Annotated in this window: 11 protein-coding genes; 7 read left to right on the top strand and 4 right to left on the bottom strand. The window is 70.5% G+C overall.

Annotation, left to right across the window (positions count from 1 at the left end; genetic code table 11):
* Positions 1–125: 125 nt before the first annotated feature.
* On the bottom strand, positions 126–1,259 hold the full coding sequence (locus AC5RV6_RS02890) for an AMP-binding protein (RefSeq protein WP_494005772.1): 1,134 nt from the start codon (positions 1,257–1,259) through the stop codon (positions 126–128).
* Positions 1,260–1,265: 6 nt separating this feature from the next.
* Positions 1,266–2,219, bottom strand: a complete 954-nt coding sequence (locus AC5RV6_RS02885; protein WP_494005771.1) for a 1,4-dihydroxy-2-naphthoyl-CoA synthase — start codon at positions 2,217–2,219, stop codon at positions 1,266–1,268.
* Between the two features lie 151 nt (positions 2,220–2,370).
* Here AC5RV6_RS02885 and AC5RV6_RS02880 point away from each other — a divergent pair, with 151 nt between their 5' ends.
* The 7 genes from AC5RV6_RS02880 to AC5RV6_RS02850 all read left to right on the top strand — a co-directional run bounded on the left by AC5RV6_RS02880 (position 2,371) and on the right by AC5RV6_RS02850 (position 12,422).
* Positions 2,371–6,150: a nitrate reductase subunit alpha gene (locus AC5RV6_RS02880; protein ID WP_494005770.1), complete on the top strand. Its 3,780-nt coding sequence runs from the start codon at positions 2,371–2,373 to the stop codon at positions 6,148–6,150.
* The gene (narH, locus tag AC5RV6_RS02875) at positions 6,150–7,931 is read left to right on the top strand and encodes a nitrate reductase subunit beta (protein WP_494005769.1); all 1,782 of its coding nucleotides are present in this window, start codon (positions 6,150–6,152) and stop codon (positions 7,929–7,931) included. The genes AC5RV6_RS02880 and narH overlap by 1 nt, the downstream gene beginning before the upstream one ends.
* On the top strand, positions 7,928–8,656 hold the full coding sequence (narJ, locus tag AC5RV6_RS02870; RefSeq protein WP_494005768.1) for a nitrate reductase molybdenum cofactor assembly chaperone: 729 nt from the start codon (positions 7,928–7,930) through the stop codon (positions 8,654–8,656). The genes narH and narJ overlap by 4 nt, the downstream gene beginning before the upstream one ends.
* Entirely contained in the window at positions 8,653–9,450 is a 798-nt protein-coding gene (narI, locus tag AC5RV6_RS02865; RefSeq protein ID WP_494005767.1) for a respiratory nitrate reductase subunit gamma, read from the top strand. Before narJ ends, narI begins: the two co-directional genes overlap by 4 nt.
* Before the next feature lie 60 nt (positions 9,451–9,510).
* The gene (locus tag AC5RV6_RS02860) at positions 9,511–10,752 is read left to right on the top strand and encodes a nitrate/nitrite transporter (RefSeq protein WP_494005766.1); all 1,242 of its coding nucleotides are present in this window, start codon (positions 9,511–9,513) and stop codon (positions 10,750–10,752) included.
* An 8-nt stretch (positions 10,753–10,760) separates the two neighbouring features.
* The gene (locus tag AC5RV6_RS02855; RefSeq protein ID WP_494005765.1) at positions 10,761–11,606 is read left to right on the top strand and encodes a histidine phosphatase family protein; all 846 of its coding nucleotides are present in this window, start codon (positions 10,761–10,763) and stop codon (positions 11,604–11,606) included.
* A gap of 72 nt (positions 11,607–11,678) precedes the next feature.
* Positions 11,679–12,422: a CPBP family intramembrane glutamic endopeptidase gene (locus AC5RV6_RS02850; RefSeq protein ID WP_494005764.1), complete on the top strand. Its 744-nt coding sequence runs from the start codon at positions 11,679–11,681 to the stop codon at positions 12,420–12,422.
* Positions 12,423–12,483: 61 nt separating this feature from the next.
* Here the strand turns inward: AC5RV6_RS02850 and AC5RV6_RS02845 are convergent, their stop codons facing one another.
* Together AC5RV6_RS02845 and AC5RV6_RS02840 are read right to left on the bottom strand one after the other, a co-directional pair.
* Positions 12,484–12,912 (bottom strand): VOC family protein, encoded by a 429-nt coding sequence (locus AC5RV6_RS02845; protein ID WP_494005763.1) that lies wholly within the window; start codon positions 12,910–12,912, stop codon positions 12,484–12,486.
* Between the two features lie 163 nt (positions 12,913–13,075).
* Entirely contained in the window at positions 13,076–13,633 is a 558-nt protein-coding gene (locus AC5RV6_RS02840) for a dihydrofolate reductase family protein (protein ID WP_494005762.1), read from the bottom strand.
* Between the last annotated feature and the right edge of the window lie 171 nt (positions 13,634–13,804).

Here is a 13,804-nt window from a genome sequence, read left to right as displayed (position 1 = left end):
GCATCCTTCTCGTCATGGTGTTGGTATCCCTCGGGACCATTCTTCTCCGCCGCCGCGTCCAGCAGAAATCGGCGCAGCGGCCTCGGCCGGCCGGGCCTGCCGGGCGCCGGCAGCGGCGCGCGGACTCAGCGCCGGGCTGCGGCCAGCAGACGGCGCAGGCCGAGCCGGTCGGTCTTTCCGTTGGGCAGCAGCGGAAGCTCCTGGAGCAGGAGCACCACCTTGGGCACGGACGCCGGTCCCAGCGCCGCGCGGACCGCCTCGCTGACCTTGCGCGGATCCACCTCGCCGACGACGGCAGCGCCGACGGCCTCGCCCCACTCGGGATCCTCAATCCCCAGCACCACCGCCTGGTGGACCTCGGGCAGCTGCTCGATCGCCGCGGCCACCGCGGGGGCGGAGATTTTCACGCCGCCGCTCATCACCACATCGTCGACCCGTCCGGTGACGCGTACGCTGCGGCCGGCCACGACGCCGGTGTCGTCGGTGCGGAACCAGCGCCGGCCGGAGTGGAAGGGAAAGCGGCGGGACGTCAGCTCCGGCTGGCCAAGGTAGCCGTCGGCCAGCACGTCGCCGCTGACCCACAGCCGGCCCTCGTCCTGGATCACCTCGACCCCGGGCAGCGGAACGCCGTCGTACACGCAGCCGCCGCAGGTCTCGCTCATGCCGTAGGTGGTCACCACGCGCACGCCGTGGGACCGGGCGGCGTCCAGCAGCCGGGCCCCGGCCGGGGCGCCGCCGAGCAGGATGGCGTCGAAGCGCCTCAGCACCCGCAGCGTCGCCTCCGAAGGATCCTGCAGCAGCCGGTGCAGCTGGGTGGGCACCAGGGAGGTGAACCGGTGCCGGTCGGTCATGTCGGCTGCCGCCTCGGTGAAGGCCTCCGCCGTGAACGGCTGTGCCAGGTCCATGAATACGGGATCCGTGCCGGCGAACAGGGACCGCACCAGGACCTGGACCCCGGCGACGTAGCTCACCGGCAGGGCCGAGAGCCACTGCCCGTCCGCCTCCAGGGCCACAGCCGTGGCCATCGAGGACGCCGCCAGCGCATCCGTGCTGAGCATGGTCTGCTTCGGCAGCCCCGTCGAACCGGAGGTGCTGACCACCAGGGCGATGTCATCGTTCGGCAGCTGGCCGGAGAAACCCTGGCCGGGATCGGCGTGGGGGGCGACGGCCGGTCCTTCACCGGCCAGCGCGGCGGCGAGCGGGGCCAGCAGCTGACGGCCGTCGAAGCCGGGGGGCGTGTGGACGGGAAGCAGTTCCATTCGGGCCTAGAAGTAGTAGGGGAAGGCGGACCAGTCGGGTTCCCGTTTACCCAGGAACGCGTCCCGGCCCTCGACCGCTTCGTCGGTCATGTAGGCCAGCCGGGTGGCTTCGCCGGCGAACACCTGCTGGCCGGCCATCCCGTCGTCGGGCAGGTTGAACGCGAACTTCAGCATCCGGATGGCCTGCGGCGACTGCCGGGCGATGTCAGCCGCATACTCCAGGGCGACCTTTTCCAGGTCCTCATGGTCCACGGCCTCGTTGACGGCCCCCATGGCCACCATGTCCTCGGCGGAGTACTCACGGGCGAGGAAGAAGATCTCCCGGGCCCGCTTCTGCCCGATCTGCCGTGCCAGCAGGGCGGAGCCGTAGCCGGCGTCGAAGCTGCCCACGGTGGCGTCGGTCTGCTTGAACTTTCCGTGCTGGCGGCTGGCCAGGGTCAGGTCGGAGACCACGTGCAGGCTGTGCCCGCCGCCGGCGGCCCAGCCGTTGACGACGGCGATAACCACCTTCGGCATGGTGCGCATCAGCCGCTGCACCTCCAGGATGTGCAGCCGGCCGGCGCGGGCCGGGTCGATCGTCTCCTGGGTCTCGCCCTCGGCATACCGGTAGCCGTCGCGGCCGCGGATCCGCTGGTCCCCGCCGGAACAGAAGGAGTGGCCGCCGTCCTTGGGAGAGGGGCCGTTGCCGGTGAGCAGCACGGTCGCGACGTCGGGGGTCATCCGCGCGTGGTCCATGGCCCGGTACAGCTCATCCACGGTGCCGGGGCGGAAGGCGTTGCGCACTTCGGGCCGGTTGAAGGCGATGCGGACGGTCGGCAGGTCGCGCAGGATCCGCCCGTCGGCGTCACGCTCCACCTGCCGGTGGTAGGTCATGTCCTGCAGGTCCCCGAACCCGCTGACCACACGCCACTGCCGCGGGTCGAAGATGTCCGATACCTTTTCCGGAAGTTCGATGCTCACGCATCGAGTCTATCCCCCGCCCTCCGGGCCGCTTTCCGAACCGGTATCCGGGCCCCTGATGCCGGCTGTCCGGGCCCCTGATGCCGGCCCGGTCCGCCCAATACACCGGCGAAACCTACCGGCCCGGGAACGGCGTCGCTAGCGTTGCAGAATGGTCAGCTCCCCGGCGGGGATTGACGGCCCCGCATCCGATGCCCTGCTTGGCTTTGGCCGGTTCTTCACCCGGTGGGACGAGAGCGCGGACCGCCGCGCCGTCTACCGCGAAGGCGGCCGGCAGGCCGACGACTTCTACCGCAACCGGTGGAGCCACGACAAGATCGTCCGTTCCACGCACGGGGTGAACTGCACCGGCTCCTGCTCCTGGAAGGTCTACGTCAAGGACGGGATCATCACCTGGGAGGCCCAGGAGACCGACTATCCATCCGTGGGCCCGGACCGCGCCGAATACGAGCCGCGCGGCTGTCCCCGCGGCGCGGCGTTCTCCTGGTACACCTACTCGCCCACCCGGGTCCGCTATCCCTACCTGCGCGGGGTCCTGGCCGAGATGTACCGCGAGGCCAAGCGCGACGTCGGCGGGGATCCGGTGCTGGCGTGGGAACGGATCGTCACGGACCCCGAGAAACGGCGCCGCTATCAGCAGGCCCGGGGGAAGGGCGGGCTGGTGCGCTCGAGCTGGGCCGAGGCACTGGAACTGACCGCGGCCGCCCACGTCTACACGGTCAAGACGTTCGGTCCGGACCGCTGCACCGGGTTTTCCCCGATTCCCGCGATGTCCATGGTCTCCCACGCCGCCGGGGCCCGGTTCATCAACCTCATCGGCGGGGTGATGAACAGCTTCTACGACTGGTATGCGGACCTGCCGGTGGCCAGCCCGCAGGTCTTCGGCGACCAGACCGACGTGCCCGAATCCGGGGACTGGTGGGACGCGACCTACCTGATGATGTGGGGCTCCAACATTCCGGTGACCCGCACCCCGGACGCGCACTGGATGGTGGAGGCCCGCTACCGGGGCACCAAAGTGGTCTCGGTCAGCCCGGACTACGCCGACAACACCAAGTTCGCCGACGAGTGGCTGCCGGCCGCGGCCGGTTCCGACGCCGCCCTGGCCATGGCCATGGGACATGTGATGCTCAAGGAGAACTTCGTGGACCGGCGGGTGCCGTTCTTCGAGGACTACGTGCTGCAGTACACGGACCTGCCGTTCCTGGTCACCCTGGACGAGCGCGACGACGGCACGGTGGTGCCCGGCAAGTTCCTCACCGCCGCCGACCTGGCCGGGACCGACGCCGACGGCGGTGCCGGCGGCCGGGGCGCGCACCGGGCCGGCGGCCCCCGCCCCGGCGCCGCGGGTGCGGATGCGGCGTTCAAGACCGTCCTGATGGACTGCGACAAGGGCACACCCGTGGTGCCGAACGGTTCCATCGGCCACCGGTACAACGACGCCGACGCCGGAAAGTGGAACCTGGACCTGGCCGGCGTGCGCCCCTCCCTCTCCGCCGCGGACACCGCCGGCTGGGACGGAACGGTCAGCGAGCTTCAGCTGCCCGCCTTCACCGACCCCGACGGCACCGGCTCGGTGCTGCAGCGCGGGGTGCCGGTCGCCGTCGTCGCCGGCCGGAAGGTCACCACCGTCTTTGACCTGATGCTCGCCCAGTACGGGGTCGGCCGGAACGGGCTGCCCGGCACCTGGGCGGCGGGGTACGACGACGCCGCCACCCCCTACACCCCGGCCTGGCAGGAGGAAATCACCTCGGTGGGCGCCGACGCGGTGATCCGCACCGCGCGGCAGTTCGCGCGGAACGCCGAGGACTCCGGCGGGCGGTCGATGATCATCCTCGGCGCCGGGCTCTGCCACTGGTACCACGGCGACGTCACCTACCGGGCGATCCTGGCCCTGCTCATGCTCACCGGCTGCGAGGGCCGCAACGGCGGCGGCTGGGCGCACTATGTGGGCCAGGAAAAGTGCCGCCCCATCACCGGCTGGGCCGCAATGGCCGCCGCCACCGACTGGACCCGGCCGCCGCGCTTCATGATCGGCACCGGGTTCTGGTACATGCACACCGACCAGTGGCGCTCCGACGGCTATTCGGGGGATGCGCTGCACTCGCCGCTGGCGGACGGACACCTGGCCGGGATGCACACCGCGGACCTGCTGGCCAAGTCGGTCCGCATGGGCTGGATGCCCTTCTATCCGCAGTTCGACAAGCGCAATTCGCTGGACCTGGCGGACGCGGCGGCGGCCGCCGTTGCCGCCGGCGAGGCTCCGGACGAGGGCCGCTGGGCGGCGGACCGGCTGAAGGACGGGTCGCTGCGGTTCGCCATCGAGGACGTGGACGCGCCGGAAAACTGGCCCCGCACGCTGCTGCTGTGGCGTTCAAACCTGTTCGGCTCCTCCGCCAAGGGCGAGGAATATTTCCAGAAGCACCTGCTCGGCACGCTCAACAACGTCCAGGGCACAGACCACGCCGACGCCCGGCCCAGGGACGTGGCCTGGCATGAGCAGGCGCCGCAGGGCAAGCTCGACCTGCTGGTGACCGCCGACTTCCGGATGACCAGTTCCACCCTGCTCTCCGACGTCGTGTTCCCGGCCGCCACCTGGTACGAGAAGAACGACCTCAACACCACCGACATGCACCCGTACATCCACGCCTTCACGCCGGCGATCGCCCCGCCGTGGGAGGCGAAGTCGGACTACGAGCTGTTCCGGCTGCTCTCCGAGGAGTTCTCCCGCCAGGCGGAAACCCACCTGGGCGTGCGGAAGGACCTGGTGGCCACCCCGCTGACCCACGACACTCCCGGCGAAATCCGCCAGCCGGGCGGCCACGCCCCGGACTGGAAAGGCACCGACCTGCCGGCGGTGCCCGGCGAGAACCTGCCGGACCTCAAGGTGGTGGAGCGGGACTACACGGCCATCGGCAGCAGGTTCGTCGCCGTCGGCCCGCTGGCCGAGCAGCTGGGTTTCGTCACCAAGAACGTGAAATACGACGTCGCCGAGCAGGTGGTGCAGCTGGCGCAACGGCACGGGGTGTTCGACTCCGGTCCGGCCGCCGGACGGCCGGCGGTGGACACCGCGCCGAAGATGGCCGAGGCGATCCTGCTCTTCTCCGGCACCACCAACGGTGCGCTCGCGGTGCAGGGATTCCGGCACCTGGAGCAGCGCACCGGGATGCCGCTGACGGATCTGGCCGAAGGCTCCGAGGAAAAACGCATCACCTACGCGGCCACGCAGGAGCAGCCCGTCCCGGTGCTGACCAGCCCGGAATGGTCCGGCTCGGAGACCGGGGGGCGGCGCTACGCGCCGTTCACCATCAACATTGAGCGGCTCAAGCCGTTCCACACGCTCACCGGGCGGATGCACTTCTTCCTGGACCACGACTGGATGCGGGACATGGGCGAGACGCTGCCCATCTACCGGCCGCCGCTGGACATGCACCGGCTGTTCGGCGAACCCCAGCTGGGGCAGCGGGGCGAGCTGTCCGTGGCGGTGCGCTACCTGACCCCGCACAACAAGTGGGCCATCCACTCCGAATACCAGGACAACCTGTTCATGCTCTCCCTCTCCCGCGGCGGCACCGCCGTGTGGATGAGCCCGCAGGACGCCAAGCTGATCGAGGTGGCGGACAACGACTGGGTGGAGTGCGTGAACACCAACGGGGTGCTGGTGGGCCGGGCCATCGTCTCCAGCCGGATGCCGGCGGGCATCATCTATGTGCACCACGCCCAGGAACGGATCATTGATACCCCCAAATCCGAGGCCACCGGCCGGCGCGGCGGCATCCACAACTCGGTGACCCGGATCCTGCTCAAACCCACGCACATGATCGGCGGCTACGCCCAGCTGTCCTGGGCGTTCAACTACCTCGGTCCCACCGGCGTGCAGCGGGACATTGTCTCCGTGGTGCGCAAACGCTCCCAGGAGGTGCGGTACTGATGAGGATCCTCGCCCAGGTCGCCATGGTGATGGCGCTCGACAAGTGCATTGGCTGCCACACCTGTTCGGTGACCTGCAAACAGGCCTGGACGAACCGGGCCGGCACCGAGTACGTGTGGTTCAACAACGTGGAAACCCGGCCGGGGCAGGGCTATCCGCGCCGTTACGAAGACCAGGAGAGGTGGCGCGGCGGGTGGGAGCTGAACCGGGCCGGGCGGCTGAAGCTCAAGTCGGGCGGGCGCTGGCAGAAGCTGCTCGGCCTGTTCGCCAGCCCGGTCCAGCCCGAGCTGAGCGACTACTACGAGCCGTGGACCTACGACTACGAAAACCTGATCAACGCTCCGGCCGGGGACGACTTCCCGGTGGCCCGGCCGCGGTCGCTGATCACCGGGGAGAACACCAAGATCGAGTGGTCCGCGAACTGGGACGACGACCTCGGCGGGTCCCCTGAAATCGGCCCGCACGATCCGGTGGTGGAGAAAATGCGCCGCGACGCCGAGGAGAAGGTGAAGTTCGAGTTCGACCAGACCTTCATGTTCTACCTGCCGCGCATCTGCGAGCACTGCCTGAACCCCTCCTGCATGGCCTCCTGCCCGTCCGGCGCCATCTACAAGCGCACCGAGGACGGCATTGTGCTGGTGGACCAGGACCGCTGCCGCGGCTGGCGGCAATGCGTGACCGGCTGCCCGTACAAGAAGATGTACTTCAACCACCGCACCGGCAAGGCCGAGAAGTGCACGTTCTGCTTCCCCCGCGTGGAGGTCGGCATTCCGACGGTCTGCGCGGAGACCTGCGTGGGCCGGCTGCGGTACATCGGGATCTTCCTGTACGACGCCGACCGGGTCACCGAGGCGGCCTCCGTCCCGGACCCGCAGGACCTGTACGAGGCCCAGCTGGACCTGATGATGGACCCCAACGATCCCGAGGTGATCCGCGCGGCCCGGGCGGAGGGGATTCCGGAGGACTGGCTCGACGCCGCGCGGCGCTCGCCGGTCTACGCGATGGCCAAGGAACTGCGCGTGGCGCTGCCCCTGCATCCCGAATACCGCACCATGCCGATGGTCTGGTACGTGCCGCCGCTGTCCCCGATCGTGGACGTGCTTAAGGACTCCGGGCACGACGGCGAGGACGCCGGCAACCTGTTCGGCGCCATCGACTCGCTGCGCATCCCCGTGGAGTACCTGGCCGAGCTGTTCACCGCCGGCGACACCGACCTGGTGACCGGTGTGCTGCGGAAACTGGCCGCGATGCGGGCCTACATGCGCAACATCGCCCTGGGCGAGGAGCCGGACGAGGACATCGCCGGCGCCGTGGGCATGAGCGGCCGGCAGATCGTCCAGATGTACCGGCTGATGGCGGTGGCCAAGTACGAGGAGCGCTACGTCATCCCCAGCGCTCATCTGGAGGACGCACACAACCTCGAGGAGATCGGCTGCTCGCTGGACGTGGAGGGCGGGCCCGGCATGGGCCAGACCGGCGTGTTCGGGGAAGCATCCGGACGTCCGATGCCGATCGCCGTCGAGAATTTCGCCGCCCTGGAGGCCCGGCAGCGCGGGGACGATCCCGCCGGAAACCGCGGCACCGGGCGGATCAACCTGCTGAACTGGGACGGCCGCGGGGCTCCGCGGGGTCTGTTTCCGCAGCGGCCCGACGCCGGTGAGTCCCGGAACGCCGGCAGCACTGACGCTGCCGGTCCGCCGGGCAAGGGCGGCGATCCGGGTTCCGCGGACAACGCAACAGGCCCGGACCGCGGCCCCGGCGGGGCGGGAGAAGCACAGTGAGCCTGCTGGAGAAACTGTTGGGCAAACCGGCCCGGGGCACCCTGGCCGCCGGGCCGTACGCGGACCCGCATCCCCGGCGCAGCGCCGTCTGCCGGCTCGCCGCCGCGCAGCTGCTGCAGTACCCGGATGAAGCGCTGCTGGACCGCCTGCCGCTGCTGCGCCGGGCGCTCGACGAGGTGGCAGCGGACGGCGGGCCGGGGGAGGCGGCCTGCCCCGCCGCAGACGTGCAGGAGCTGTGCCGCTGGCTGACGGACCGCCCGCTGCGCGAGGTGCAGGGCGACTACGTCCAGGAGTTCGACCTGTCCCGAAAGCACAGCCTGCACCTGACCTACTGGACCGACGGCGACACCCGGCGCCGGGGGCAGGCGCTCTCGGGGTTCAAGGAGGTGTACCGCCGGCACGGGGCGGTGACCGACGACGCCGATCTGCCGGACTACCTGCCGATGGTGCTGGAGTTCGCGGCCAGGGTCTCGCCGGAGGACGGCTACGGGCTGCTGCAGCGCTACCGCCCGTCGCTGGAACTGCTGCGGCTGGCCCTGCACGACGACGGGCTGCCCCACCACGGCGCCGTCGCCCTGATCTGCCGCACCCTGCCGGGGCCGTCCCCGGCGGACCGGGACGCGGTCATGCGGATGGCCGGCTACGGTCCGCCCGCCGAATCGGTGGGCCTGGAACCGTACGATGTGCGGCTGCTGCCGGTGAGTGAGAGGAAGCCGTCATCATGAAGGCGATGGACATCCCCACCGATGTGAACGTGGGCATGGACGACGTGATGCTGTGGGGCGTGCTGCCGTACGTGGTCCTGGCGGTGATGATCGGCGGCACGATCTGGCGATACCGGTACGACCAGTTCGGGTGGACCACCCGCTCCTCCCAGCTGTACGAGTCGCGGATCCTGCGCATCGCCTCGCCGCTGTTCCACTTCGGGATCCTGGCGGTGATCGCCGGGCACTTCATCGGGCTGGTCATCCCGGAGTCCTGGACGGACGCGGCGGGGATCAGCGAGCACGCCTACCACATCATGGCGCTGAGCATCGGGGCGGTGGCCGGGTTCGGGACGCTGGTGGGGGTTGCCCTGCTGATCTACCGGCGGCGCACCACGGGACCGGTGTTCATGGCCACCACCCGCAACGACAAGTTCATGTACGTGGTGCTGGTGGGCGCCCTGCTCGCGGGGCTGGCCACCACCCTGGTGAACGTCTTCGACCCGACGGTCACCGACTACCGGCTCACCGTCTCGCCCTGGTTCCGGTCCATCTGGATCTTCCAGCCGGACATCGCCGCCATGGCGGCGGCGAGCTTCTCCTTCAAGCTGCACGTGCTGTGGGGCCTGGCGCTGTTCGCGATCTGGCCGTTCACCCGCCTGGTGCATGCGTTCACGGCGCCGCTGCAGTACCTGTTCCGCCCCTACATCGTCTACCGGTCGCGCGATCCGCAGGGCGTGGGAGCGGCTCCCGTCCGCCGCGGCTGGGCACCGGTCGGCACCCCGGACCGGGACCGCCGCAACATCCGCAGGTAACCGACGCCGCCGTCGTCCGGCCCCGGACACCGGCGGCCCGTCCAAGGGATCGGAGATGAGATGTCCAGTGCAGCCGATGCTCCGGTGAGCGGGGTCAACCTGAAGGACGGCCAGCTGCGGAACCTGGTCCTGGCAACGATCGCCTCGACGGTGGGGTTCTGGGCCTGGACCGTCATCGGCCCCCTCTCCAGCCGGTATGTGGCCGAGATGGACCTGTCCCCGGGGCAGGCCTCGGTGCTGGTGGCCATGCCGATCCTCGTCGGCTCGGTGGCCCGGATCCCGGTGGGGGCGCTGACCGACCGCTACGGCGGCCGGCTGATGTTCACCCTGGTGCTCGGGGTCACCGCGCCGCTGGTGCTGCTGACCGCCGTCGCCGGGCAGACCGGCAGCTTCGCGTTCACGGTGGTCGTGGCGTTCTTCCTGGGCATTGCCGGAACGGTCTTCGCCATCGGCATTCCCTTCTGCTCCGCCTGGTATGAACGCAGCCGCAAGGGCTTCGCCACCGGCATCTTCGGCGCCGGGATGGTGGGCACCGCCGTCTCCGCGTTCTTCACCCCGCGGCTGGTGGCCGCCGTCGGCTACTTCCCGGCGCACCTGGTGATCGCCGCCGTCGTCGCGGTGATGGCGGTGCTCAGCTGGCTGCTGCTGCGCGAGTCCCCGGCCTGGTCGCGGCCCACCGAGCCGACGTGGCCGAAGATCCGCCACGCCTTCACGCTGAAAGTGACCTGGCAGCTGTGCTTCCTGTACGGCGTGGTGTTCGGGGCCTTCGTGGCGTTCTCCAACTACCTGCCGACCTACCTGGGCAACGTCTACGACTGGGACGCCACCGCCGCCGGCACCCGGACGGCGGGCTTCGCCGTCGCCGCCGTCATTGCCCGTCCCATCGGCGGAACGCTCGCCGACCGGGTCGGACCGCGGGCCGTGACCCTGGCCTCCTTCGCCGGCACGGCCGTGCTGGCCATGGTGGTGGCCTTCCGGCCCGAGGAGGAACGCGTCTACGGCACGGCGTTCCTGGCCATGGCCGTGTTCCTGGGACTCGGTACCGGGGGAGTGTTCGCCTGGGTCGGCCGGGCCGCGCCGGCGCGCGACGTCGGCACGGTCGGCGGCATCATCGCCGCGGCCGGCGGCCTGGGCGGCTATTTCCCGCCGCTGGTCATGGGGGCGACCTACGATGCCGAAAACCGCAGCTACTTCGTCGGGCTGAGCCTGCTGGCCGTCTTCGCGGTGCTCGCGTTCATCCTGACGTTCATCGTCCGCAACGGCGGGCGGGTTGACCAGCGCGCCGTGGCCGGCACCGGCTGAGCGTTTCCATGGGCGCCGTCGAACTCCTGCTGATCCGGCACGGTGAGAGCGCGGCGAACGTCGCCGCCACCGAAGCGCGGCGGGCCGGCAGCCACGCGGCCGACGTCGGCGGCCTGCGGGACTGGGACGTGCCGCTTACCGGCGCCGGGCGGCGGCAGGCCCGGGCCCTGGGGGTATGGCTGGCCGGGCTGCCGGCTGACCGGCGCCCGGAGTCGGCGTGGTGCTCGCCCTATCTGCGGGCGCGGCAGACCGCCGAGCTGGCCGGGGCCGGGCAGCTGATCAGCGGACGGGAGTCCGGCGGCGAAGCATCCGGTACGGGGGCGGCCGCCGGTGGCGGCGGATCCGGCCCGGGGGCGCCCGCCGACGGCGGGTCCGGCCCGGGGATGCCCGCCGGCGGCGGGAGCGGAGTGCTGCGGGTGGATGAGCGGCTCCGGGACCGGGAGCAGGGGGTGCTGGACCTGCTGACGGAGGCCGGGATCCGGCAGCGCTGGCCGGAGGAGGCGGCGCGCCGCAGGCTGCTGGGCCGGTTCGCCTACCGGCCGCCGGGCGGGGAGTCCTGGGCCGACGTTGCGCTGCGCCTGCGCTCGCTGATGGGCGACCTTGACGCCGCGGAGGACGGGCGGCGGGTGGCGGTGTTCTGCCACGACGCCGTGATCCTGCTGCTGCGCTATGTCTGTGAGTTCCTGCTGCCCGAGCAGATCGAGCGGATAGCCGCCGAAACCGGCGTGCGCAACGGGTCGGTGACCCGGCTGGTACGGCCCTCCGGCAACGGCCCCTGGCAGGTGTCCGGGTACAACCAGGTGGACCACCTCGCCACGGGCGGGGCATGGATCACCGACCACCGGGAGGGATGACCGGGCCGGCGTCGTCCAGCGGGGCCGGCGCCGTCCAGCGAACAGTCAAGGTCGCTCGCTAGGCTGGCATGCATGGCCGAATACCGTGTTCCTCCCCGGCAGACCGCCCCTTCCGTCTCACCGGAGCGGCGGTTCAACCGTGGGGACGCCGTAGCCGCCGGTTTCTACCTGCTCTTCGTGGGCGTGTTCAGCTTCCTGCCCATCGCGCTGCCGGAGCAGCTGGCGCAGGACCCGCTGCTCGCCGCCTACGCCGTGAACGTGACCTTCTACCTGGCCGCGGCGGTGCTGGCCTGGCTCGCCTCCCGCCGCGCCATCGCCACGGAGCTGCGCCTGCTCGCGGCCCGTCCTGTGCTGACGGCCGCGGCGATACCCGGCGGGGTGCTCCTGATGCTGCTGGTCTCGATGGTCGCCGTGGTGCTGGCCGGGCCGGCGGAGACCCCGGTCAACCAGCAGGCCGCCCAGGACCTGGTGACCGGGCTGCCTCCGCTGCTGGTGATTCCCATGGTGGTGGTGCTGGCTCCGTTCGTGGAGGAGTACGTCTACCGGCATCTGCTCATCGGCAAGCTCAGCCGATACCTCAACATCTGGCTCTGCGCCGTCCTGTCCGTGCTGCTCTTCGCGGGCATCCACGTGGTCGGCAAGCAGGAACTCACCGCGCCGGTGCTTGCGCCGTACCTGGCGATGGGGGCGGTCCTGGTGGCCGTCTACATCTGGGCCGGGAAGAACTTCATGCTCAGCTACGGCGTGCACGCGGCGAAGAACCTGCTCGCCGTCCTGCTGACCTACGCCGTGCCCGCCGAGCTGCTGCAGCAGTAACCGGGGTGGACCCCGGCGCACCTGCAGCAGTAACAGCAGCACCGCCGGCCCCGACGCCGGCCTACGCGATGCAGAACTCGTTGCCTTCGGGATCGGCCATCGTGTACCACTCGTGCGGTCCCTCGCTGGCGGTCCACAGATACCTGGCGCCCCGGGCCTCCAAGGCGGCGCGGACGGCGTCCTTGTCGTCCCCGGCCAGCCGGATGTCGAGGTGGATCCGGTCCTTGACCGTCTTCGGTTCGGGCACGGCCTGGAACAGGATCCGCGGATGCCCGTCCCCGTTGGGCCGGTGCAGTGCGGCGCCCTGCCGGAAGACCCGCACTCCCTTGTGCTCGACAAGGTCGTCCGCCGTGATGAGGCCCTGGGTGAGCAGCCCGTCGAGGAACTGCTGGTCCGTGGGCTCCACCTCCCAGCCCAGGGTCTCCGCCCACCAATCGGCCTGGGCGAGGGGATCGGTGCAGTCGATGCAGATCTGGATGTCGTAGCTCATGCCGAGAGCCTAGGACGACGGCAGGACCTCGAGGCGGGTATTGCGGACAGGTGCTGTCCGCTGCTGTCGCTGCCACTCCGGGAACCGGCTGCCGGTCCGCAGCGGCAGCGGCTTCCCGAAACGGCAGCCGGAGCGACGTGCACGGGGAGCGGAAGCGCAGTGTTCAGCGTACGACGTCGTACACGGACTTCACGATGCCGTTCGAGTAGGCCTCGTGCTCTGCCAGCCGCAGCGTTCCGTGGGTGTCGGCGGTGTCATCGAAGAGGCGGCGGCCCCGGCCCAGGACCACCGGAAACACCAGCAGGTGGTAGCGGTCCACCAGGTCCGCCGCGGCAAGGGACTTGGCCAGCGTTGCGCTGCCGTGCAGCAGCAGGTTTCCGTCCGTGTCGTCCTTCACCCGGGCCACTTCGTCCACCGAGCCCAGGACCGTGGTGTTGTCCCATGCCGGGTCGGAGAGGGTCGTGGAGACCACGTACTTGGGCATGGCGTTGTACTCGGCGAACTCCTCCATGGCGGGCCAGACCGGAGCGAACTCGTCGTAACTGACGCGGCCAAGCAGGAGGGCACCCGCCTCGCGCTGCTCCCGGTCCTTGATCTCATATGCGGCTTCCTCATACGGCACGTCATGGAAGGTCCAGCCGGCATGTGGATGCGGGCCACCGCCGGGGGAGTCGATGACGCCGTCCAGCGAAATGAACTCCGTGACGATCAGCTGTCCCATCCTGGCCTCCGTACGCTGTCGCGGGTCGTGCCCGTGGCCGTGTCGTAGGCCCGGCCGGGCCGCTGCGGATGCCACCTACTCTCGCACCGGACAGCGCCTGAGGGAAAGGCCTTCCGGCAGCCCGGGCCCCGGGCGCTGCCGCCGGCACACGAACGCCCGCAGTTCATCGGC

The organism is Arthrobacter saudimassiliensis, assembly GCF_059090665.1.
Note: the sequence above shows the minus strand (reverse complement) of the source record. Positions and strands in the feature narration are given on the sequence as shown.